Origin of the sequence: Metabacillus idriensis (assembly GCF_009674765.1) — a bacterium.
GTDB classification, from domain to species: domain Bacteria; phylum Bacillota; class Bacilli; order Bacillales; family Bacillaceae; genus Bacillus_P; species Bacillus_P idriensis.
In genome coordinates this window covers 1,303,602-1,325,936 of the sequence record NZ_WKKF01000001.1, presented here as the reverse complement: position 1 = coordinate 1,325,936, position 22,335 = coordinate 1,303,602, and the positions used below count along the sequence as shown (strand labels likewise).

The 22,335-nt window shown below is 41.9% G+C and carries 22 protein-coding genes and 1 riboswitch; of the genes, 3 read left to right on the top strand and 19 right to left on the bottom strand.

Translation table 11 applies throughout. The features are described 5' to 3' along the window. Positions 1-2: 2 nt before the first annotated feature. The 11 genes from rlmN to GJU41_RS06465 all read right to left on the bottom strand — a co-directional run bounded on the left by rlmN (position 3) and on the right by GJU41_RS06465 (position 12,728). Positions 3-1,094, bottom strand: coding sequence for a dual-specificity RNA methyltransferase RlmN (rlmN, locus tag GJU41_RS06515; RefSeq protein ID WP_070879129.1), 1,092 nt, complete (start codon positions 1,092-1,094; stop codon positions 3-5). Between the two features lie 2 nt (positions 1,095-1,096). Further along, positions 1,097-2,443 carry a 16S rRNA (cytosine(967)-C(5))-methyltransferase RsmB gene (gene rsmB, locus GJU41_RS06510; RefSeq protein ID WP_154318185.1) on the bottom strand — a complete coding sequence of 449 codons (1,347 nt, stop codon included), beginning with the start codon at positions 2,441-2,443 and terminating at the stop codon, positions 1,097-1,099. Next, positions 2,427-3,383 (bottom strand): methionyl-tRNA formyltransferase, encoded by a 957-nt coding sequence (gene fmt, locus GJU41_RS06505; RefSeq protein WP_070879167.1) that lies wholly within the window; start codon positions 3,381-3,383, stop codon positions 2,427-2,429. The genes rsmB and fmt overlap by 17 nt, the downstream gene beginning before the upstream one ends. A 5-nt stretch (positions 3,384-3,388) precedes the next feature. Next, positions 3,389-3,871, bottom strand: a complete 483-nt coding sequence (gene def / locus GJU41_RS06500; RefSeq protein ID WP_070879127.1) for a peptide deformylase — start codon at positions 3,869-3,871, stop codon at positions 3,389-3,391. A 63-nt stretch (positions 3,872-3,934) separates the two neighbouring features. Further along, positions 3,935-6,352 (bottom strand): primosomal protein N', encoded by a 2,418-nt coding sequence (priA, locus tag GJU41_RS06495; protein WP_070879126.1) that lies wholly within the window; start codon positions 6,350-6,352, stop codon positions 3,935-3,937. A gap of 3 nt (positions 6,353-6,355) precedes the next feature. Beyond that, complete coding sequence (coaBC, locus tag GJU41_RS06490) at positions 6,356-7,558, bottom strand: bifunctional phosphopantothenoylcysteine decarboxylase/phosphopantothenate--cysteine ligase CoaBC (protein ID WP_154318184.1); 1,203 nt, start codon at positions 7,556-7,558, stop codon at positions 6,356-6,358. A 112-nt stretch (positions 7,559-7,670) separates the two neighbouring features. Beyond that, the gene (gene rpoZ, locus GJU41_RS06485; protein ID WP_070879124.1) at positions 7,671-7,868 is read right to left on the bottom strand and encodes a DNA-directed RNA polymerase subunit omega; all 198 of its coding nucleotides are present in this window, start codon (positions 7,866-7,868) and stop codon (positions 7,671-7,673) included. A gap of 5 nt (positions 7,869-7,873) precedes the next feature. Continuing rightward, positions 7,874-8,488 (bottom strand): guanylate kinase, encoded by a 615-nt coding sequence (gene gmk, locus GJU41_RS06480; RefSeq protein ID WP_070879123.1) that lies wholly within the window; start codon positions 8,486-8,488, stop codon positions 7,874-7,876. A gap of 14 nt (positions 8,489-8,502) precedes the next feature. Continuing rightward, complete coding sequence (remA, locus tag GJU41_RS06475) at positions 8,503-8,766, bottom strand: extracellular matrix/biofilm regulator RemA (protein WP_029281439.1); 264 nt, start codon at positions 8,764-8,766, stop codon at positions 8,503-8,505. Positions 8,767-8,840: 74 nt separating this feature from the next. After that, the gene (locus GJU41_RS06470; RefSeq protein WP_070879166.1) at positions 8,841-9,716 is read right to left on the bottom strand and encodes a YicC/YloC family endoribonuclease; all 876 of its coding nucleotides are present in this window, start codon (positions 9,714-9,716) and stop codon (positions 8,841-8,843) included. A gap of 336 nt (positions 9,717-10,052) precedes the next feature. Next, a complete protein-coding gene (locus GJU41_RS06465; RefSeq protein WP_154318183.1) occupies positions 10,053-12,728 on the bottom strand; it encodes a calcium-translocating P-type ATPase, SERCA-type in 2,676 nt (891 codons plus the stop codon). A 143-nt stretch (positions 12,729-12,871) separates the two neighbouring features. On the opposite strand from GJU41_RS06465, the gene GJU41_RS06460 reads away from it, so the two are divergent. Continuing rightward, complete coding sequence (locus GJU41_RS06460) at positions 12,872-14,578, top strand: Rqc2 family fibronectin-binding protein (protein ID WP_070879121.1); 1,707 nt, start codon at positions 12,872-12,874, stop codon at positions 14,576-14,578. Between the two features lie 5 nt (positions 14,579-14,583). On the opposite strand, the gene GJU41_RS06455 is transcribed toward GJU41_RS06460, so the two are convergent. The 8 genes from GJU41_RS06455 to GJU41_RS06420 all read right to left on the bottom strand — a co-directional run bounded on the left by GJU41_RS06455 (position 14,584) and on the right by GJU41_RS06420 (position 20,668). Continuing rightward, on the bottom strand, positions 14,584-15,144 hold the full coding sequence (locus GJU41_RS06455) for a precorrin-2 dehydrogenase/sirohydrochlorin ferrochelatase family protein (protein ID WP_170292732.1): 561 nt from the start codon (positions 15,142-15,144) through the stop codon (positions 14,584-14,586). After that, entirely contained in the window at positions 15,125-15,910 is a 786-nt protein-coding gene (locus GJU41_RS06450; RefSeq protein ID WP_070879119.1) for a sirohydrochlorin chelatase, read from the bottom strand. Before GJU41_RS06450 ends, GJU41_RS06455 begins: the two co-directional genes overlap by 20 nt. A 1-nt stretch (position 15,911) precedes the next feature. Next, positions 15,912-16,688 (bottom strand): uroporphyrinogen-III C-methyltransferase, encoded by a 777-nt coding sequence (gene cobA / locus GJU41_RS06445; protein ID WP_070879118.1) that lies wholly within the window; start codon positions 16,686-16,688, stop codon positions 15,912-15,914. Between the two features lie 156 nt (positions 16,689-16,844). Further along, positions 16,845-17,438 (bottom strand): adenylyl-sulfate kinase, encoded by a 594-nt coding sequence (gene cysC / locus GJU41_RS06440; protein WP_070879117.1) that lies wholly within the window; start codon positions 17,436-17,438, stop codon positions 16,845-16,847. Positions 17,439-17,454: 16 nt separating this feature from the next. Then, on the bottom strand, positions 17,455-18,594 hold the full coding sequence (gene sat / locus GJU41_RS06435; protein WP_070879116.1) for a sulfate adenylyltransferase: 1,140 nt from the start codon (positions 18,592-18,594) through the stop codon (positions 17,455-17,457). A gap of 44 nt (positions 18,595-18,638) precedes the next feature. Then, entirely contained in the window at positions 18,639-19,661 is a 1,023-nt protein-coding gene (gene cysP / locus GJU41_RS06430; protein WP_070879165.1) for a sulfate permease, read from the bottom strand. Between the two features lie 54 nt (positions 19,662-19,715). Next, positions 19,716-20,417: a phosphoadenylyl-sulfate reductase gene (locus GJU41_RS06425; RefSeq protein ID WP_154318181.1), complete on the bottom strand. Its 702-nt coding sequence runs from the start codon at positions 20,415-20,417 to the stop codon at positions 19,716-19,718. A 107-nt stretch (positions 20,418-20,524) separates the two neighbouring features. Next, positions 20,525-20,668 carry a YezD family protein gene (locus GJU41_RS06420; RefSeq protein ID WP_224771173.1) on the bottom strand — a complete coding sequence of 48 codons (144 nt, stop codon included), beginning with the start codon at positions 20,666-20,668 and terminating at the stop codon, positions 20,525-20,527. Between the two features lie 106 nt (positions 20,669-20,774). Continuing rightward, positions 20,775-20,880: riboswitch (SAM riboswitch) on the bottom strand. Positions 20,881-21,093: 213 nt separating this feature from the next. Here GJU41_RS06420 and GJU41_RS06415 point away from each other — a divergent pair. Both GJU41_RS06415 and GJU41_RS06410 read left to right on the top strand, forming a co-directional pair. Beyond that, the gene (locus GJU41_RS06415; protein WP_070879114.1) at positions 21,094-21,426 is read left to right on the top strand and encodes a PadR family transcriptional regulator; all 333 of its coding nucleotides are present in this window, start codon (positions 21,094-21,096) and stop codon (positions 21,424-21,426) included. Next, positions 21,427-22,092, top strand: coding sequence for a DUF1129 family protein (locus GJU41_RS06410; RefSeq protein ID WP_070879113.1), 666 nt, complete (start codon positions 21,427-21,429; stop codon positions 22,090-22,092). Positions 22,093-22,335: the final 243 nt, after the last annotated feature.

Below are 22,335 nucleotides of genomic sequence, written 5' to 3'. Positions count from 1 at the left end.
AGTCACCTCGTCTCTTCTTTGCGCTCCTTCGCTCTAAGCTGACCGCATGCTGCATCAATGTCGTGTCCCTGTTCACGTCTGGTCGTTACGTTTATGCCGCGTTTTTTCAATGTCTTCTCAAACAGATCAATCTGTTCTCTTGGCGTTCTGACATAATCACGTTCAGGCACATAGTTGACTGGAATTAAGTTCACATGACATTTGAGATGCTTAATAAGCTTCGCGAGCTCTTCAGCGTGCTCTACCTGATCATTTACTCCGCCGAATAAACCATATTCAAAACTCACGCGGCGGCCTGTTTTATTCACATAATACTCAATTGCTTCCATCAGTTCAGGAAGCTTGTATGCCTTGTTGATTGGCATTAAACGGCTTCTAAGCTCCGTATTTGGAGCATGAAGAGAAACGGCAAAGTTAATTTGCAGGTGTTCATCTGCAAATTTATAGATTTTTGGAATGATCCCGCTCGTTGAAACGGTAATATGGCGGGCTCCAATATTTAATCCATCATCATGATTAATGATTTTTAGGAATCCCATCATTTCATCATAATTGTCAAATGGTTCGCCGATGCCCATGATGACCACATGACTCACGCGTTCTCCAAGCTCATCAAGTGCCTTCTGTACTTTTACGACCTGTGCAACGATTTCTCCTGCTTCTAAATTGCGTTTTAATCCGCCAAGTGTAGATGCACAGAACGTACAGCCAATCCGGCATCCGACTTGTGTTGTTACACAAACCGAATTTCCATATTCATGGCGCATCAGTACGGTTTCAATCGAATATCCGTCATGAAGTTCAAATAAAAACTTCATTGTGCCGTCATTTGAAGTTTGCTGAATGATTGTTTTAAGTGTTGTTAAAACAAAGTTCTCATCAAGCTTGCTTCTCAGCGCTTTAGGTAAATTTGACATTTCCTCAAAAGAGGATGCTCTTTTAATATAAAGCCAGTCAAAAATTTGAGCAGCTCTGAACGGCTTTTCGCCTTTCTCTGTTAACCAATCTTGCAATTCTCCGAGTTCAAGAGAATAAATGGAAGGTTTTACTTGATCTTTGATGACTGTTTTTTTTGTGCGTTTTACTTCTTCCATTTTTACACCTTCTTTCTTAAGCTTGCTATATAAAATCCGTCCGTGCCGAAATAATGCGGCAGTATTTGAAGCTGTCCATCAGCAGCAAATGGTTTTGCGGGCTGCGGCAAACGGTCAATTAATGAATGATCGAGCTCGTAATCACTGTGTTTTTCTAAAAATGCCTGTACGACTTGTCCATTTTCTTCATGATCAATTGTACATGTGCTATAGATTAGTGTACCATCTTTTTTCAATAAAGGCGCGACTGAAGAAAGAATTGCCAGCTGAATTTCAGAAAGACGCCCTACATCCTCTTCTGTTTTTGAATATTTAATATCCGGTTTTCGGCGAATGACGCCAAAACCCGAACAAGGTGCATCCACTAAAATTTTATCAAACTGGCCGTTTTTAAATCGCGTATGAGCCTTTCTGCTGTCGAGCGCTTCTGTCTCAATATTGCTCAGGTGAAGACGTTCTGCCTGCTCTTTAATTAATTTCACCTTATGCTCATGCAGATCAAGTGAATGAACGGATCCTGTGTTCTCGAGGATCTCAGCAATATGTGTTGATTTCCCGCCTGGTGCAGCGCATGCGTCAAGCACACTGTCGCCTTTTTGCAATCCAAGCGTTCGTGCTACAAGCATTGAGCTTTCGTCCTGGATTGTAAAGCAGCCCTTTTTAAATTCTTCTGTTTGAGCAAGATTTCCCTTCAGGCTTTTAATGGCGTCTTCTGTCAGGTCGCCTTTTTCAGTTTGAATCCCTTTTCGCTTGAGCATGTCCATCAATTCCTCAGGTGATTGTTTCATTTGATTCACCCTTGCTGTCACACTTGGCGCTGTTATATTTGCCTCGCACATTTTTCTTGTCTCGCAGGTTCCAAGCTGGCTAATCCAGCGCTGAACAAGCCAGAGCGGATGACTTGTTTCTACTGCAATCCGTTTTGCATCATCTTTAATGGAATCAAAGGATGGAACACCTTCACGCTGAAGCGACCTTAAAATTCCATTTACAAAAGAGGCAATGCCTTTATGCCCCCTGGACTTGGCAATTTCCACCGCTTCAAATAATACGGCCCTCTCAGGCACCCGGTCCAGATAAACCATTTGATAAACTGAAAGGCGAAGCAGATTCATGACCCACTGTTCTGTCTTTTTGGCATTTTTCAAGAACGGTGCCAGGTAAAAATCAATCGTATCTTTGCGCTGCAGAGTTCCATAAACCATTTCAGTCAGCAGAGGAATATCGATTTCTTTCACGTTATTCTTCTTTATCATAGAATTTAAAAGAAGATGGCTGTATGCCTGATTTTTTTCAATTGTCAGCAGTGTTTCCAAAGCAACCTCGCGGACATTATTTGTTTTCTTCATTTTGCTCTCCCAACTTTTCTCCTGCCTGCATTTGCGTTCCTCTCAGAAAATCTTCTCCGCTCATCTTTTTCTTTCCGGATGGCTGAAGCTCTGTAATTTTGATTGCCGTGCTGTCACCTGTTGCCACAACAAAGCCATCAGAATCGATTCCAATGATTGTTCCAGGTGCTGCTGTATTTTTATTTGGCAGTTTTTCACCCCACCAAATCTTTACAACTTGATTATTCATATGGGTATAGGCAACTGGCCATGGATGCAGACCACGGATATGATCATAGATTTCCTGGCCGCTTTTCGTCCAGTCAATCTTCTCTTGTTCGCGCTTGATGTTTGATGCGAATGTTGCTTTTTCATTATCCTGCTTGCGCGGAGTCAGCTTTCCTTCAAGCAGCAGGGGCAGCGTTTCTGCCAATAGATCAGCTCCGGCAGCACTCAGTTTATCATGTAGAGTCCCTACATGATCACGCTCTTCAATTGTCACTTCTGCCTGAGTCAGGATATCACCGGCATCAAGTTTTTCAACCATGTACATGATCGTGATGCCCGTTTTCTTTTTGCCCTGAAGAATGGAATAATGAATAGGAGCTCCGCCTCTTAGTTCAGGAAGCAATGATGCATGAACATTTATGCAGCCGAACTTGGGCGCTTCTAATAATTCATTCGGGAGAATTTGACCGAATGCAGCTGTTACGACCAGGTCCGGTTTGAGAGCAAGCACTTGTTCGAGCTCTTTTTTATCTCTGATTTTTTCCGGCTGAAGCACAGGAATCTTCTGTTTTTCTGCTTCTACTTTTACTGGAGGAGGTGTCAGTGTTTTTTTACGGCCTTTAGGACGGTCAGGCTGAGTGACAACTCCAACAACTTCATATCCTTCTGCCACGAGTCTTTTTAAAACAGGAACTGAAAAATCAGGCGTTCCCATAAAAACGATTCTTGTCATGCCAATCATCCTTCCAATTCTTCTAGCTCTTCTTCTTTAATGTATTTTTTCACTTTAGACGTAAACAAAATTCCGTGCAGGTGATCAATTTCATGCTGTATTGCTCTAGCTAAAAAACCATTTGCTTCAATGACAAATGGTTTGCCTTTTCGATTTTGAGCTCTTACTTTAACAAAATCGCTGCGTTCTACTTCTCCATATAATCCCGGGAAGCTTAAGCAGCCTTCTGGTCCTGTCTGAGAGCCGCTCTTCTCTATAATAACTGGATTAATCAGTTCGATTGTTCCATGATGATCATCTATGTCAACAACAGCTGCCTGAATGGGTACTCCCACTTGAGGAGCAGCAAGACCCACCCCGTCAAGTTCAATCATTGTATCATACATGTCTTTTAATAACTTTGAAAGCTTTCTGTCAAAGACGGTGACAGGTTCGCATTCTTGCTCCAGCACTTCTGCCGGGTGCACTACGATTGGTTTTATAGCCAATGAAACATCCTCCATATTTATCTTTATTTTATTTAGTTTAGACGCATATACTGCATCTAAACCCTACATCATTGTATTTGGATTTAAATCGATGCTGATGGATAATTGATTTTTATTCATATCCTGCTGATAGCGTTCGATAATCATTTTAAGCGATGCGTGCAGATTTTCTTCCCGCTTGTATTTTATCATGCATTGATAGCGATATCTATCGTTTATCCGTGGAATGGGTGATGCTACAGGTCCAAGGATCTGCACAGTATCTGAAAGTCTTTGATTCAGGTGCTTCGCTATTTTTTCTGTGACGGAAACAGCCTTCAGGAGATCGGGATGAGACACCGTGACTAAAGCAAGATAATAAAAAGGAGGATAAGCATGCTGCTTTCTTGACAGCATTTCCTGCTGATAAAATGAATCATAATCATGATGGCTTGCAAGCTGAATGCTGTAATGCTCAGGTGAATAGGACTGAATCACAACCTCGCCCGGCAATTCATGCCTGCCTGCTCTGCCGCTTACTTGTGTCAGCAGCTGAAACGTTTTTTCAGATGAGCGGAAATCCGGCAGATGCAGCATCGTATCTGCGGTTAATACCCCTACAAGGGTTACATCCGGAAAATCCAGGCCTTTTGCAATCATTTGCGTGCCTAAAAGGATATCTGCCTCTTTATTGCCAAACTGCGTCAGTAATTTTTCATGAGACCCTTTCCGGCCGGTCGTATCCACATCCATGCGGATAATTCTTGCTTCCGGCAGTACTTTTGCAAGCTCTTCTTCTACCCGCTGGGTTCCCGTTCCAAAGAAACGGATATGTTCGCTGCTGCATTCAGGACAAACCTTTGGCATCGGCTCCTCATGTCCGCAATAATGGCACTTTAATTGAGAACCATGTTTATGATAGGTTAAGGAAATATCACAATGCGGACAGCCGGTCACACAGCCGCAGTCTCTGCACATGACAAAAGAAGAATATCCCCGTTTATTTAAAAATAAGACGGATTGCTCCCCTTTTTGGGTTCGGTCCTGAAGCTTTTCAAGCAGGGATGATGAAAACATCGTTCTGTTCCCGCTTCTTAATTCATCTCTCATATCAATCACTTCAACTTGGGGAAGCGGCCGCTGATTCACACGCTCTTTTAAGGAAAGCAGCTGATAAACCTCTTTTCCTGCTCTTGCAAACGATTCTAGTGAAGGAGTTGCACTCCCTAAAACAACTGGACATTGATGAAATTTTGCACGGTAAACGGCGACATCCCGCGCATGATAGCGGGGATTCTCTTCTTGCTTATAGCTTCCTTCATGCTCCTCATCAATAATAATCATTCCAAGATTCGTGAATGGAGCAAATACGGCAGATCTTGCTCCAACGACAAGTTTTACCTCACCGCGATGAATTTTTCTCCATTCATCGTACTTTTCTCCGACTGAAAGACCGCTGTGCAGCACTGCCACAAGTGAACCAAATCTGCCTTTAAACCGATTGACCATTTGCGGGGTAAGCGAAATTTCTGGAACAAGAACAATTGCTTCTTTCCCCTGATTGAGGACAGACTCGATTGACTGCAGATAAACCTCTGTTTTCCCGCTGCCTGTTACACCATACATTAAAAAGACATCATGCCGGTTTTGTTCAACCGAGTTCAGAATTGGAGAAATGGCAGTCTGCTGCTCAGCTGTCAGTGCAAGCGGCTCTGTCTTTTTAAAGGTGCGATCCTCGTATGGATCACGATAAACCTCTATATTCTCTTCTCTTAACAGTTTCTTTTTAATAAGCGTTTTTACAGGAGAGTCTGTAATGTTCAGCTGTAAAAGAAGTTCCTGAAGCGGCACAGATAGACCGCTATTTTCAATAAAGTAATCGAGAACAAGCTTTTGTTTTGCTGCCTGCGAAGTACAAGAGTCTGATTCCTTCTTTAATTCGGCTATTTGTACATTCGAAGTGATATACTTTTGAGTCTTTTTTTTGTTTTTTTGTTTTACCTGGTAAATCACTTCAAGGACTCCCCGTTCGATTTCCAGCTGAAATTCTTTTACAGAATCGCTTTTTTCGATCTCTTTCCAATAAATGCTTCTTCTGCTTTGAAACCATGGAAGGACTTTCGGATGAAGGTTCGGTCTGTAATCATCAGAAACAAGGACGATTTCCTTCTCATATTTCGCTTTCATCGCAGCCGGCAGCATAGCCTGGAACGCGGAAATCTTAAAGCATAACGTTGTTTGAGTAAGCCAATGGCCGATATCGAGCAGTTCCTTTGTTAATGCAGGCGTAATATCCATCACTTCAGCAATTGGCTTTACCCTGTCAAATTCACTTTCATTTTTAAGGCCAATCACAAACCCCTGAACTTTGCGGGGGCCAAACGGCACGATTACACGCATACCGGCTTTAATAAAACCTGTCCATTTATCAGGAATGAGATAATCAAATGCTCTGTCTGTCTGCATTGCTTTCACATCAACGATTACGCTTGCGAACCTCATGATTTATACTCCTTTATCAAGACGGCTGATTTCTCCTAAAATTTGCTTTGCAACTTCTTGCTTAGACAGCACAGGAAGCTCGATTTTTTCACCGCTCTTTTTGTATATGGTCACAATATTTGTATCCGTTCCGAAACCGGCTCCGGTTAGCGTCACATTGTTTGCCACTATCATATCCAGATTTTTCTTCTGGAGTTTTCTTAACGCATATTCCTCCACATTTTCCGTTTCGGCTGCGAATCCTATGAGAATCTGGTTTTCTTTTCGCTCTCCCAGATCTTTTAAAATATCTTTTGTCCGTTCCATTTCAATCGTTAATGAACCGTCCTGTTTTTTCATTTTCTGATCAGAGACGATGCGCGGCCGGTAATCGGCAACTGCCGCAGATTTAATGACAATATCCATTTCACTGAAGCGGTTCAATACTTCATGATGCATTTCTTCTGCTGATTCAACCTTCAAAACCGTCACTCCAGAAGGAGGAGCAATCGAAACCGGGCCTGAGATCAACGTAACTTCCGCACCCATTTGATATGCAGCCTCTGCAATGGCATAACCCATTTTCCCTGAGGAATGATTAGTAAAATAACGGACTGGGTCTACTTTTTCACGGGTCGGTCCCGCAGTAATCATCACGTTTTTGCCTTTTAAAGTCTTCAAGTCCTTATCAGAAAAAAAACCTTCTATTAAAGAGACAATTTTCTCAGGTTCTTCAAGTCTTCCTTTTCCGACATATCCGCAGGCTAAATAGCCTTCACTCGGCTCAATATATTGATATCCATACTGAGATAACGTCAGAATGTTTTTCTGAACGGCCGGATTGTCATACATATGAACATTCATAGCTGGAGCAATCCAGACAGGTGCAGTTGTCGCAAGCAATGTCGTTGTCAGCATATCGTCTGCAATTCCATTTGCTAATTTACCGATCGTATTTGCAGTGGCAGGTGCGACAACAACAAGATCTGCCCAATCCGCAAGATCAATGTGTGAGATAACGGCAGGATTTTTCTCGTCAAATGTATCAAAATAAACGTCATTTCTGGATAAAGCCTGAAATGTCAGCGGGTTAACAAATTCTCGCGCTGAGTTTGTCATGATTACTTTTATTTCTGCCCCAGCCTGAATGATTTTGCTTGTTAAAGCTGCTGCTTTATAGACGGCAATTCCTCCGCTTACGCAAAGAAGAATTTTCTTCCCCTTCATTTCACATTCCCCCATCAAAGTCATAATAGCTACTATTATAGCTGTGAATTATCAAGAATGAAAAAATAACAACCCATATTGTTTCAGGTTGTTATTTTAAAGTGCCATTTAATTAGTCTTGTTTTTCATAATCCAGCAAGCCTGAATTAATTTCTTCAAGTGCTTTGCCGACATATTTATGAGAGACAGGCTTCACGATTTGCTGGTCGTGATTTTCCTGCATTTCCCGTGCGCGTCTTGCCGCCACTGTTACGAGTGTATATTTTGAATCAAGCTTATTCATGAGTTTATCAATAGATGGATATAACATATTATTTATTCAACCTCCAGCATTTTCTTATAACGAAGTGCAATGCGGTCACGTCTGCAATGTTCAGCTGTGACAATCGCACGAATACGTCCGCAGGCAAGATCCACATGATCATTTTCAACGACGTAATCGTAAGCATCCATCATTTCAATTTCTTCTTTGGCAACCTTCATGCGATTATTAATGATATCCTGTGTTTCTGTTCCGCGTGTGACGATACGGTTTTTAAGCTCGCTTAAGCTCGGCGGCATAAGGAAGATGAATAACCCTTCCGGAAATGCCTTTCGCACCTGCAATGCTCCCTGAACTTCAATTTCAAGGAAAACATCTCTTCCTTCGCTTAACGTTTTTTCCACATAGTCAATCGGGGTTCCGTAGTAATTGCCAACGAATTCCGCCCACTCCAATAAACGATCTTCTTTAATTAATTGTTCGAATTCCTCTTTTGATTTAAAGAAATAATCAACTCCGTCAACTTCGCCTTCACGCGGTTTGCGTGTGGTCATGCTGATCGAATATTGAAAATCTGTATCATTCTGTGAAAAGATAGCTTTTCTTACAGTACCTTTACCAACACCAGAAGGACCCGAAAGCACGATGAGTAATCCTCTTTCTTTCATATCCAGAACTTTCCCTACCCTTCATCTGTTAACTCGTCTTTATTTGAAAGCCTGTGGGCAACCGTTTCTGGCTGAACCGCAGATAGTATAATATGATCACTGTCCATAATCACAACCGCTCTCGTTCTGCGGCCATACGTCGCATCAATAAGCATGGCGCGGTCACGGGCGTCTTGAATGATCCTTTTAATCGGAGCTGATTCAGGACTTACAATGGATATAATGCGATTGGCTGAGACGATATTGCCAAAGCCTATATTAATTAACTTAATACTCATCTGTTCGCTCCCCCTAGTAAACGACAAAACTATTTTTGCCCTAAATGGCCCATTATAAACGATTTAACTGCTAATTATTCAATATTTTGAACTTGCTCTTTTAATCTTTCTATGACGCTTTTCAGTTCTACTGAACATTTGGATATATCTTTATCATTTGCTTTAGAACCGATCGTATTCGCTTCTCTATTCAGCTCCTGAACAAGAAAATCTAATTTTCTTCCAATTGATTCTTCTTTTTGCATCGTTTCACGGAATTGTGAGAGATGACTTCTGATTCTCGTAATCTCTTCTGCAATATCCGCTCTGTCAGCAAAAAGGGCAGCCTCTGTTACCAATCGGCTTTCATCAATTGTGCCCTCGGAGAGCTCAGCCATCTTTTTTTCCAGCCTTTGTTTGTAGCGGATTACGACCTGGGGTGCATATTTCTCAATATCAGATACATAAGATTCCAAAAATGCCAGCTGCTTGTGCAAATCGTTTTTTAGATGTGCACCTTCTGCCATTCTCATATCTTTCAGCTTTTCTGCTGCATCCTGCACAGCCGCAAAGATCATAGAATGAATTTCTTCATTCCCTTTTGCCTGTTCTCCAACTGCAATAACATAATCCAGCTTAAGGAGATCTGTCAGCTGCAATCCATTATGTAAATCATACCGGCTTTGCATCGAAGCAGCCGCCTGAACATATTGATCAAGCAAATTCCAATCAACTTCGATAAACCGGTCTGCCAATGATTCGCCTTCAATTGTTATGTATACTTCCACGCGTCCTCTATTAATGATAGAAGAGATCACTTTTTTGATTTTATCCTCTATGGACATCAATTGTCTAGGCATTCTTACGTTAATTTCAAAAAAACGGTGATTAACCGATTTCATTTCGGCTGTAATGGTCAATTTATCATTCCCAATTGATGAACGTCCGTATCCTGTCATGCTGCAAACCATATATTTCACATCCAATTCTTTGATCAAATCATAAGAAATGCTCTTTGATTCAGTTCCAAAAGGCTGTTTTCGCATAGATTGCTGTTTTTCATGATAAATGTTGTCCGTTCCTTGCAGCGAGAGGAACTTGCTTTCCGCGGGGAGCATGGGAGCCTCCTCGGCGTTGCCTGTGGGGTCTCCCATTTTGCTCTAATTCCCGCAGGAGTCAAGTTTATCCGCTACAATACACTTAAGGTTTTAAACATTTAGTTCATTAACAACAATATTTACGAAAAGAGCTTCTAACAAAAGAAAAGGTAATAGACTGAGCTATTACCTTTCGAATTATAGCATATTTTAACTTTTTTTTCTTGTCAAAAGTGATCCTGCCAGCAAAAAAGTTGGAATGGCTGATAACCCAAGCACCAAGAGCCAGTCTCTTGCCATGATTGGCACTGTATGGAAGATCGGCTGCATCGGGGCATAGTAGATCACAGCAAGCATCAGCAGCACAGATGATATAACCGCGCCAACAAGGTAGATATTCTCAAACGGATTTCTCAAAAACACAGACCTTTCGCTTCTGCAGTCAAACACATGAATCAACTGAGCCATAACCAATGTTGCAAACGCAATGGTCTGGGCATAAATCAAATTCTCAGGATCACGGTGATAGACAATCATAAACGCAGCCAGGGTCACAATTCCAATCAGGAATCCCCTAGAAATGACTTTCCAGCCAAGACCCCGTGCAAATACCCCTTCCTTATGATGCCGCGGTTTTCTCTGCATTAAATCTCCCTCTGGCTGATCTAAGCCGAGAGCCATCGCAGGCAGACCATCTGTCACAAGGTTGACCCACAGAATCTGGATTGGAACAAGGGGCAGCGGAAGCGCGAGCAGCATGGCAAAAAGCATAACCAGAATTTCGCCGACGTTCGAAGCAAGCAAATATCGGATAAACTTCCTTATGTTCTCATAGATATTCCGGCCTTCTTTAATAGCAAGCTTGATCGTGGCAAAATTATCATCCACTAAAACAAGGGCAGATGCTTCCTTTGCCACATCTGTTCCTGTAATCCCCATTGAAATGCCAATATCAGCAGCTTTAATAGCAGGTGCATCGTTTACTCCGTCCCCAGTCATCGCAACGATATGCCCTCTGCTTTGAAGCGCTTTAACAATTTTCAGCTTGTGTTCAGGCGATACCCTTGCAAACACATAAATATCGTCTACAATCTGCACAAGCTCTTCATTTGGCATGGCCGAAAGAGCTGCCCCATCTATTACTTTTCCATTTGGCGGAAGGAGGTCGAGCTGTTTGGCAATGGCTCTTGCCGTATTGACATGGTCACCTGTGATCATCACCGTTTTTATTCCGGCCTGCCTGCATTCTTTCACTGCTTGTTTCACTTCAGGACGCGGCGGATCGATCATTCCCTGAAGTCCCAGGAAAACCAAATTCTTTTCAGCTTCATGCTGATGATAAATGGTCTGAGCAGAGACAGGCTTAAAGGCTACCGCAATCGTCCTTAGTGCTTGTGATGCCAGATTGTCGATTGCTTCATTTATTTTCGTTTCGTATTTAGAAGATATATAGTGCTGTTTTTCGTCCCACAGCACAAAATCTAATTTCTGAAGAAGAATATCAGGCGCACCTTTTGTAATAACAAAGCGCTTGCCGTTTTTATCCTCGATGATGACGCTCATCATTTTCCGGATGGAGTCAAATGGAAATTCCTCGATGATTTTAAACTGCTTGGAAAGCGCTTCTCTTGAAAGCCCTGCTTTCATCGCAGCTACAACAAGCGCCCCTTCCGTCGGATCTCCGTCCAGAATGTAGTCATCATCTTTCTCATAAATGTTTGCCGTATTGCAAAGCATGCCAAATGTAAGAATTTGCTGAAGGGATTTATTGTCCTTTACTAATACCTTTTGTTCATTGGCGAAGAATTCGCCTTTTGGCTGATAACCTGTTCCGCTGAGCTGCCAAGTGCGTCCGCCGGACCATATATGCGTAACGGTCATCTTGTTTTGTGTCATCGTTCCAGTTTTATCTGAACAAATGACGGATGCACAGCCAAGCGTTTCTACAGCAGGCAGCTTTCTGACAATCGATCTTTGCTTGATCATTCTTTGTACACCTAGTGACAAAGCAACCGTTACGATGGCCGGAAGTCCTTCTGGAATCGCAGCTACAGCAAGAGATACACCTGCAAGGAACATATCGTAGAGCTCGTGCCCTTGAATAACTCCGACTGCCACTACTAAAAAAGTTAACGCAAGAGCAACTACAATTAAGATTTTTCCGAGCTGTTCAAGTCTTCTCTGAAGCGGTGTTTCCATCGTTTCAGCAGACTGAAGCAAGTCGGCGATCTGTCCCATCGCCGTATTCATGCCCGTTGCAACAACAACTCCAACCCCATTGCCCCGAGTGACCAAAGTTCCCATGAAGGCCATATTGGTTAAATCCCCAATACCCGCATGACCGTCTGACAGAGCATTCGTAAATTTAGATACAGGAAGTGACTCACCCGTTAAAGCAGATTCCTCTATTTCCAGGCTTTTTGCTTCAATCAAGCGGAGATCTGCACCAATTCTGTCCCCGCTTGTAAATTTCACAATATCTCCGGGAACAAGATCCTTCGATTGAATCCTTGTCCATTCGCCTTCTCTAAGTGCCTGAACTTGAGGCGCTGACATCTCTTTTAGTGCTTCAAGTGATTTTTCCGCACGCCGCTCCTGAAAAAAACCAAGTATGCCATTAATTAAAACAATGGCAATGATGGCAATGGCATCAATATATTCGCCAAGCAAACCCGAAATCAGTGTTGCCGCCAGCAAAACCAGCACCATAAAATCTTTAAACTGCTCCAAAAATAATAAAAATGCTGAAGGTTTTTCAGCTTCCTTAAGTTCATTGAAACCGTGATGCTTCACTCTTTTTTGAACATCTTTTTCCGTTAATCCGTTTTCTCTGCTTGTATTAATTGACTGAAGAACTTCTTCCGGTCCAATTTCATGCCATTTCATGAATTTTTTTTACACCTCTCAATACGTGGAATAGTTGGACAATCTCTTATAATGTCAATTTATTCAGCCCTGTCCAAAAAAATGCTATAATAATTTGAATGTGGAGATTTGATCCAACTTACCTATAGAAAAGGGTGCTTGCGATGTCATTTGATGGCATGTTTACATATGCGATAACAGAAGAATTGAAAAAAGAACTGGCAAATGGAAGAATTTCAAAGATCCATCAGCCGTATAAAAATGAACTGATTTTTATCATCCGGGCAAATGGGGGCAATCACCGTCTCCTGCTGTCAGCCCATCCAAGCTATGCAAGAATTCACTTAACAACGGAAAGCTATGAAAATCCGAGTGAACCTCCAATGTTCTGCATGCTGCTCAGAAAGCATCTCGAAGGCGGAGTCATAGAAAGAATCGGACAAATCGAATTAGAACGGATTCTGTATATTGATGTGAAAGGCAGAAATGAAATCGGCGACGTTACTTATAAGCGCCTGATTATTGAAATAATGGGCAGACACAGCAACATTATTCTAATCGACCGTGATCGGAATATGATTCTTGACAGCATTAAGCACATCTCACCTGCTGTTAATCGTCACCGCACAATTATGCCGGGACAGGAATATGTTCTGCCTCCTGAGCAGAATAAACTGAATCCCTTTGAAGCGACAGAAGAAACGATTTTGCGCAAAGTGGATTTCAATTCAGGAAAATTAGATCAGCAGCTTATGCAGAAGTTTGCCGGAATCTCTCCTCTTTTTGCAAAAGAGATCCTGTTCAGGGCAGGCCTTGCCAGCAGAATTAGCCTGCCGGAATCCTTTTTAAAGCTTGTTTCTGAGATCAAGAATAATGACATCAGAGCATCTATGATTGAAACAAGTGATAAAGAATATTTCTATATTCTTCCACTTACTCACTTAAACGGGACGAGCAAGGTTTTCCCTTCGATTTCTGAGATGCTTGACCGCTATTACTATGGAAAAGCAGCCCGTGACAGAGTGAAGCAGCAAGGCAATGATCTAGAGCGTTTTGTACAAAACGAACTGAAGAAAAATAAAACAAAAATCAAAAAGCTGCAAGCGACGCTTAAGGATGCCGAAAAAGCAGAGAAATACAAGCTTCGAGGCGAGCTGATTACAGCTAATATGTATGCAATAAAACGCGGGGATAAATTGGCTGATGTCATAAACTATTATGACGGAGAAATGGTCAGCATTACCTTGAACCCGCAAAAGACACCGTCTGAAAATGCACAGGCATATTTCCAAAAATACAACAAGGCGAAAAAATCGGTTGCTTTTGTTGAAGAACAAATCAGACTCGCTGAAAATGAAATCCTCTATTTTGAAAACGTGTTTCAGCAAATTGAATCCGCTTCTCCGAAGGACATCGAAGAGATTAGAGAAGAATTGATGGATGGCGGCTATTTAAAGAAAAAACAAGCAAAAGGAAATAAAAAGAATAAGCCGGCAAAAATAATCCTTGAAAAATATGCGGCAACTGACGGCACGGAAATTCTAGTTGGAAAAAACAACAAGCAAAACGATTACTTAACAAACAAAACAGCAGCACGGGATGATATTTGGCTCCATACAAAAGACATACCAGGCTCTCATGTTGTTATCCGAAGCCAGGAACCAAGCGAGGAAACGATTTTAGAGGCGGCGAGTCTTGCAGCTTATTTCAGTAAAGCAAAAGGATCAAGCTCTGTCCCGGTTGATTTCACAAAAATACGGCATGTCAAAAAGCCAAATGGATCTAAACCTGGTTTCGTCATTTATGACAACCAGCAAACCGTATATGTGACACCTGATCCGGATTTGGTCATAAAATTAAAAAAAGCATAGACTCTTTATGAGTCCATGCTTTTTTTTGCAAGCTGAATTAATAGTCTTTTCTTTTCATCCTGACTAAGATCGGCAGCTTTTATTTTTTCCCGTTCTTTAAAGAGTTCTTCTAAGAGATCAAAAAACGCATCATCAAACTGATCAATAAATTGCTTCGATAAATTTTTGGCGAGAGTCGGACTTGCGCCGCCGGTGGACACAGCAAGTGTCAATCTTCCACGCTGATGAAAAGAAGGAACTTGAACATTGCCAAGCTCTGACTCACCGGCAAGGTTGACAAGCTGATGTTCGCCCGCCTCCCTTGCCGCCCAGGCATTCACTTCTTTGCTGTCAGTTGCAGCAACAATTATGAATGCTTCTTGTAAATCATCTATATCTGCTTCTTTTTGCTTCCACTCAATTTGTGATTGAGCGTGGAGGAGGCTGATTTCTTCGATCACGTGCGGGCTGATCACCTTTATTTTGGCACCCTGCTTTAAAAATACAGAAAGTCTTCTATATGCAATTTTTCCGCCGCCGATGACGATAACCAGGCGATTTCGGACATCAACCATTAATGGCAGCATTGCATGTATCTCCATATCTGAAGGTGTATTTTGAATCATGATTATTGATTGCGGACTGGACTCTCTCGGCAAAAACTTGTTCAACTTCAGAGTCATAGCCCAGATACCGGCAGAGCTTGATTTTTTCATGGTCAAGCTTATCAGCCTTTGTCTGAATTTCCCTCATAAGCAGCCCGGTAAATAATAAATAGGGAACCAGGAAAACCGTTTTCTCTTTGAGAAGCGAAAGTTTTGAAAGCATCTCATCAAGACTCGGTTTTGCAGCAGTCAGAAAGCAGATTTCCACATTGCTGACACCGGCCTCACTCTTTACAAGTTCACTTATGGCAGTCAAATCTCTTACTACGTCCGCGTCTGAGCTGCCTCGTCCAATCAGAACGATGATCGATTCAGCATCTGGTCTGCCCTGTTCATAGATTCGGTTCGTAATGCTTTTTGCCATCTTTTGGTGCACGCCGATAGGCAGGCCATATGTAACAGCAACTTCCGGATGATTTTCTGCAGCCTTTTTCACTTCCAGAGGAATGTCCTCTTTTGCATGAACAGCCGTAAGCAATAATAATGGCACAACGGCAACATGGGTGGCCCCTTGCTTGATGCAGGAAGCGAACCCTTCTTCAATAGAAGGCTCAGCCAGTTCAAGAAATGAGATTTCCTGAATATCAGCATGAATATGCTTTTGCGTTCTCTCGATAAAAGCAATGGCCTCATCACAGGCTTCTTTCACACGGCTGCCATGGCAAACATATAATACTGCTTGTTTCATTTTATAACGCCTCGCTGATTGGAGATGAAGTCTGCATTTTCTCTTCAAACCATTTAATCTTTTCGCGGTAGCGGACTACTTCTCCAATAATAATCATACTTGGATTTTTTATATTCTCTTCTCGGACAACATCCAGAATATTTTCAAGTGTGCCTGTCACCGTTTTCTGAACATCTGTTGTTCCCCAGTGTACCAGCGCAACAGGAGTTTCTTTGCTTTTTCCATTTTTCAAGAGCTGCTCCTGAATATATGGAAGATTGCCGACGCCCATATAAATCGCTAACGTATCTATGCCTTTTGCAAGGCTTGCCCACTTCTCATCTTCTTTTTCATCATTTTTGTGATGGCCTGTTACAAAAGCCACGCTTGCACTTACGTCCCTGTGCGTGACAGGAATTCCTGCATAGGCAGCCGCTGCTATGCCCGAGGTGATGCCAGGCACAATTTCAAATGGAATCTTCTGTTTTGCAAGTGCTTCTGCTTCTTCTGCACCGCGCCCGAATACAAACGGATCTCCCCCTTTTAAACGGGTAACGATCTTGCCGCTTTTCGCATAACGGATTAAGAAGTGATGAATCGTTTCCTGCTTCATTAAATGATAGTCAGGAAGCTTGCCGCAATAGATGAGATCTGCTTCCTTTTTGGCATAGGAAAGCAATTCTTTATTGACCAGGCGATCATACAAAATAACATCTGCCTGCTGGATGCATTTGATGGCTTTGAGCGTGATCAGCTCAGGATCTCCGGGCCCCGCTCCAACTAAATAGACCTTTCCCATGGATAGACACTCCTTACTCATCCGCAAATGTCCCGCGCTTCATTTTGAGACAGCTGCCTTCATTGATGATTTGATATACTTATAGAATAATATATCAATAAATTTAAACTTTTTGAGGATTTTTTTCTTGGTTATTCAGCCCTTAGTAGAAAACCTTTAAATTAAACCCTTCTCAATTAAGGTTTTCGTCAATTGTTTGACACAGTCGTCAATTGAATGTTTTTCTGTATCCAGAACAATTTCAGGGTTAGCAGGCTCTTCATACGGTGCACTGATTCCTGTAAAATGTTTGATCTCTTCATTTCTCGCTTTTTTGTAAAGTCCTTTAGGATCGCGTTTTTCACATTCTTCAATCGAACATTTAATATAAACCTCGAGGAATTCATCCTTTTCAACCAATTCTCTTACAAGGTCACGGTCAGCACGGTAAGGAGAAATAAAAGCTGTTAAGACGATCTGTCCGCTTTCAACAAACAGTTTCGAAACTTCTCCAATCCGTCTGATATTTTCCTTGCGGTCTGTCTCATTAAAGCCAAGATCCTGATTCAGGCCATGGCGAACATTATCCCCATCAAGAACAAATGCCTGAGCGCCACGGTCAAATAAAGTCCGTGCAAAAGCGTTCGCAACAGAAGATTTGCCGGATGCTGACAACCCTGTAAACCAGAGTATAAAACTCTGGTGCTTATTTTTATCTCTTCTCTCTTGTTTTGAAATAGAGGATTCGTGCCATACAATATTGCTGCTCATCGCTGTTTCTCCCTTCTTATGAAACGACTTCTTTTTTAAGTCCGTTTATTAAAACCTCAATGACTTCAGGACGGCTGAACGTGCTTGGCGGAACTTCACCATTTCTCAGCATTTGCCTTACCTTTGTTCCTGATAGAATGATATGTGCCGAACTGTCATGTGGACAAGTTTTCGTTGTCGCCATTCCTTCGCATTTGCTGCAGTAGAAACTGTGATCGAATTTCAGCGGCTTGATTCCAAGCTCCTGCTCTTCAAACTGATCAAAAATCTTTTGGGCATCATAAGTTCCGTAGTAATCACCTACACCGGCGTGGTCTCTTCCTACAATAAAATGAGTGCAGCCGTAATTTTTACGGACAATGGCATGGAAGATGGCTTCTCTTGGTCCGGCATATCTCATCGCTGCAGGGAAGACGCCAAGCTCAACCCGTTCTTCCGGATAGTAGTTTCTTAGAAGAACCTCGTAGCTCTCCATTCTGATTTCGGCTGAAATGTCATCTGATTTTGTTTCCCCTACAAGCGGATTTAAAAATAATCCATCTACTGTTTCAAGGGCTGATTTTTGGATATATTCATGAGCTCTGTGAACCGGGTTTCTAGTTTGGAATCCAACGACCGTCTTCCAGCCTTTGCTTTTGAAAATTTCACGAGTTTCAATTGGATCGAACGTGTATTGCTTAAACGGCTTTACAGGTCGTTTAAGCAGTGTAATTTTGCCGCCTACATAGACATCTTCCCGTTCATGCATTTTTTTTACGCCCGGATGCGCAAGGTCTGCAGTTCCATAAACGTTTATGGCTTCAATCGCTTTGTCGGGTTCATAAACATCCTCAACCTGTATCAGGCCATATACCTCTCCTTTGTAAAGAAGTCTTGCTTTTTCTCCGACTATTAATCTCTCAGCTGACTCCTTGGAAACAGGCAATGTAATCGGGATGCTCCAGACAGTGCCTGAGGCCAGTCTCATCTCATTTACGACCTGCTCATAATCTTTCTGAGAAAGAAATCCTTCAAGCGGACTGTATGCTCCAATTCCTATTAATTCCAAATCACTTAATGCCATTGCATCAATTTCAATTTCTGCGTGAATCTCCTGATATTTTTCCTCTGGGTTATATGCTTGTATTAACAAACCTCCGTGCGGCTGTAAACTCATTATTATAATTCCTCCTAAACATACCATTTTAATTGGTTTTAAAGTTAAATGCCCCCGCCTTCTTCATGCACAGCCCGCTTTTCCTCTTTGATGGCCTTCATCAAACTGAGGGCTCCTAAGGTTGCAAGCATGACACTGACAAGAACGGTGATTGAGTAAAGATCACTTTCTAAAAATAATTTGACTAAGAAATAAGAAATGGCCAGTGAAAACAGAGGTGAAACAATCCATATGCGGACAATCTTCTTCACGATGTGCTTATGAAGAATTTCGCTTCCATTTTTCGCCATTCCAAGACCGATAATCGCTGATGAAGTGACCTGAGTGAGCGGAACCGGCAATCCGAAAATGGAACTGATAATGACGAGACCGGCACCAGTTCCCGAGATTAATATCCCTTCAGGCTTTGAATATCTGGTAATCTTCTTGCCGTTGGTCTCCAGTACTTTTTTTCCCAGGAAAATAGCTCCGAGTGCTACAAAAGCTCCCCCGATCCAGGTTCCTTTTGAAACAGTGATCAAGCCTGCTCCCACAAGAGGACCGACTGCATTCGCTACATTATTCATTCCCGCAGAGAAGGCTTCAAGAAATCCTGCAAGAATCAAAATGCCGGTAAGCCACGGACGATCATGCAAAAACCCCTTATTCTGCAGCAAATAGAGTCCTTTCCCGAAAATCCAGGCTAAACCGAAAGCAGCAACAGGAACGATCACCCAAAACATCATAATGACCAGCAGCGAATTGACAAACAGCACCTGATACGCAATACCGACTCCTACTACCGCCCCTACCGTAACTTCACTGGTAGAAAGCGGAATGCCGAGCAAGTTTGCAAAAAACAGGGAGCTTGTCGCAGATAGAATGATAATCAGCACGATTTTTACATTAATAATGTCCTGAGGTATGATGCCTCCGCTGATTGTCTTTACAACTTCTCCGCCTCCGAGCACTGCTCCGGCAAAGACCCCTGCTGCACAAATGAAAAGGGCATGCCTTGCTTTTGGGACTGCACCTGACCCATAAGCAACACCCATCGAGGCAGCAGCACCGCTTGCCCCTATATTCATTGCAAAAAAGAGACTGATGGCAAGAGCCGCTATTTCAAGCACGGCGCATGCTCCTTATCCATGTAATCCGCATTCTGTTTTACCCTGCCCGCTCCATCTTCCGGAACGCAAATCATCAGCATTAAACGCAGGTGCGGTGCAGTGAGAGCAGCCAATGCTCGGGTAGCCCCTGTCATGCAGAGGGTTATAAGGCAAATCATTTTTGTGAACGTACCGCCACACATCTTTCCATGTCCAGTGAATCAGCGGACAAATTTTCACCGACTGAAATTTATCATCCCGGTTAATAAATTGAACATGTTTCCTTGTTTCTGACTGCTCTCTGCGCAGTCCCGAGATCCATGCTTCAGATTTAGATAACGTCTCGTTCAGAGGCTGAAGCTTTCTGATTTGGCAGCACTTATTCGGGTTGGTTTCCCAAAGTTTATCTCCATGTTCCGCTGCCTGTTCCTCTAATGTGAGTTCCGGCTTCTTCATCACGATATTCAGGCTCGGATATTTTTCCTTTACCCGGTCAATCGTTTCATATGTTTCTTTAAAATGAACGTCCGTATCCAGAAAAACAATGGTTGCATCCGGCTCTACTTTCGAAATTAAATCAACAAGCACAATCCCTTCTATTCCAAAGCTGCAGGCATAAACAATCTCTTTGCCATAATGACTGTAGCTCCACTTTAAAACGTTTAATGCGCCTTTATATGTGTCATCAACTTCAAAGTCAGCGGCTGGCTCCTGCCAGGTTTCATACGTAAGCATGTGAATTCTTCCCCTCTATCAGCCAGGTCCCGTTAAAAAAAGACATTTTAACAGAATGACGGAACCCGTTCAGTGTTAAAATGCCTCTAGTTTATCTAGTCAGCACATTATTTAATTCTTACTTTTTCGTTTTTCTCAAGCTGTATCACTTTTCCGTCCTGAACAATCAATGTGACAGAACCATAATTCATCGTTTTCAGCATTTCCCTTAATCTTTCGATGACGAGTTCTAGCTGTTCTTCATTTCCCACTGCAGTCCCCCATTTCATTTCTTATCCGCTCTTTTTTTCTGAGAAATGCACCGCAATCTGAGAATGTAAAAAAGCCTTCCAACTTGAAAGACTGTTCAGGTAATGTACCTTATCTTTCAAAATGGGTTTACATTTTGCTGGATTTAGCACCTTGCCAAACGCAGGTTGCCGGGCTTCACAGGGCCAGATCCCTTCGCCTCTCTGGATAAGTTTATTATATTTTTCTAAATTTTATCACAATTACCCGTTATGTCAACCCTAGTTTTTCGATCGGAATTAAAAATTTTCTTATTTTCAAAAATAGAAAATTTTTTCTTGACTAATTATTGGAAAATCATTAATCTGAAGTTAGCTACTTTGTTATGCAAGTTAGTGTAATGATATCAACTACCTTGCAATGCAATATATCAAAAGGATGTGAAAGCTTGTCGACGAAAAGTCAGTTGCTAAAAGGTATACTTGAAGGCTGTATTCTTGCCATTATTGAAAAAGAAGATGTTTATGGGTATGAGCTAATGCAAAAGCTCGAACAGCATGGTTTTACATTCGTAAGTGAAGGCAGTATTTATCCTCTGCTTTTGCGGCTTCAAAAAGAGAAATTGATTCAGGGAGAAATGCGTAAATCAGATACAGGTCCAAACCGGAAATATTACTTTCTGACAGACACAGGACGCTGTACCCTTGCCACAATAAGAAAAGACTGGGTTGAAATCAGCACGCCTGTGACAAGCCTTCTATTTCAAAAAGGAGATGATTGAATGAAATCCAAAGATCTTAGAATACGAATGAAAGAGCTGCAAGATGACCTTTCTGCTGAAAACAGGGAAGCCTATATGAATATGTCCCTTTATATATCCTCGAGTTCACGATCTGAGAGGGAAAAACAAGAGTTATTATTGGAATTACTTGAGCATTTAGTGATCGCACAAAATAAAGGAAAAACGGCTTATGAAATTTTTGGCAGCGATCTAGAGGCCTATTGCAGAGATTTGCTGTCGAATATGGAAAAACCGGGAATGAAACTTAAGGCAATGGACTTTTTCTTTTTTGGTTTGGGAGCTGTTGGATTTTTCGCTCTAACAGAAGGGATTATGAACTATTTGTTCGCTCCATTTTTTTCGGAACTTATAGGTGAAAGGAATTTAGTCCCGCTTGTCTTTTTGTTTTTAATGACATACGCCATGACAGCCATCATCTTTTCCTTGTTCAAACACTATGTTTTTAAGAAAAACGGAAAAGTGAAGATGATTCTTATACCTGTAATCATTAGTTTTGCCTTGATAAGTATACCTGTTTATATTTTTGCTGCCATTGATCTTCCGCAAATTGCTGTTCCGCCTTTACCGAATTATACTTATATTCTGGCTGGTGCAGTTCTTATAGCATTTTCTTTTACTTGGATATTCAAATTCAGAAATGCATAGAGGGAATGCTGTCATATTATTGATTAATTCCGCATAAAGTTAATGGATTAAAGAACACTTCCGCGGGGTGATCAATATCCTATTCTCTTACATCATCACTATTTTCACTTTCTTTCTAGGCGGATTTTCATTAGCATATGCCGTGGTCTTGCTCGATGATCATCATATTTTTCAAAAAATCAAAAAAGAACAATCTGGACTTTTTTGGATATTTGGCTGGATCGGCCATGCGAGCTTTTCGTT

Coding starts and splice junctions, on each gene's coding strand:
- sat (WP_070879116.1), bottom strand. CDS start 18,594: ATGAGTTTACAGCCGCACGGAGGTTTGTTAATACAAGCATATAACCCA.
- rpoZ (WP_070879124.1), bottom strand. CDS start 7,868: ATGTTATATCCATCTATTGATAAACTCATGAATAAGCTTGATTCAAAA.
- GJU41_RS06450 (WP_070879119.1), bottom strand. CDS start 15,910: ATGAAACAAGCAGTATTATATGTTTGCCATGGCAGCCGTGTGAAAGAA.
- cysP (WP_070879165.1), bottom strand. CDS start 19,661: ATGAATATAGGGGCAAGCGGTGCTGCTGCCTCGATGGGTGTTGCTTAT.
- gmk (WP_070879123.1), bottom strand. CDS start 8,488: ATGAAAGAAAGAGGATTACTCATCGTGCTTTCGGGTCCTTCTGGTGTT.
- rlmN (WP_070879129.1), bottom strand. CDS start 1,094: ATGGAAGAAGTAAAACGCACAAAAAAAACAGTCATCAAAGATCAAGTA.
- GJU41_RS06465 (WP_154318183.1), bottom strand. CDS start 12,728: ATGAAATGGCATGAAATTGGACCGGAAGAAGTTCTTCAGTCAATTAAT.
- cobA (WP_070879118.1), bottom strand. CDS start 16,688: ATGGGAAAGGTCTATTTAGTTGGAGCGGGGCCCGGAGATCCTGAGCTG.
- GJU41_RS06425 (WP_154318181.1), bottom strand. CDS start 20,417: ATGCTTACGTATGAAACCTGGCAGGAGCCAGCCGCTGACTTTGAAGTT.
- remA (WP_029281439.1), bottom strand. CDS start 8,766: ATGAGTATTAAGTTAATTAATATAGGCTTTGGCAATATCGTCTCAGCC.
- coaBC (WP_154318184.1), bottom strand. CDS start 7,558: ATGAAGGGGAAGAAAATTCTTCTTTGCGTAAGCGGAGGAATTGCCGTC.
- GJU41_RS06410 (WP_070879113.1), top strand. CDS start 21,427: ATGAAATCCAAAGATCTTAGAATACGAATGAAAGAGCTGCAAGATGAC.
- GJU41_RS06455 (WP_170292732.1), bottom strand. CDS start 15,144: ATGCTGCCATTAATGGTTGATGTCCGAAATCGCCTGGTTATCGTCATC.
- cysC (WP_070879117.1), bottom strand. CDS start 17,438: ATGAGCAGCAATATTGTATGGCACGAATCCTCTATTTCAAAACAAGAG.
- rsmB (WP_154318185.1), bottom strand. CDS start 2,443: ATGAAGAAAACAAATAATGTCCGCGAGGTTGCTTTGGAAACACTGCTG.
- fmt (WP_070879167.1), bottom strand. CDS start 3,383: ATGACAAGAATCGTTTTTATGGGAACGCCTGATTTTTCAGTTCCTGTT.
- priA (WP_070879126.1), bottom strand. CDS start 6,352: ATGAGGTTCGCAAGCGTAATCGTTGATGTGAAAGCAATGCAGACAGAC.
- GJU41_RS06460 (WP_070879121.1), top strand. CDS start 12,872: ATGTCATTTGATGGCATGTTTACATATGCGATAACAGAAGAATTGAAA.
- GJU41_RS06470 (WP_070879166.1), bottom strand. CDS start 9,716: ATGGTTTGCAGCATGACAGGATACGGACGTTCATCAATTGGGAATGAT.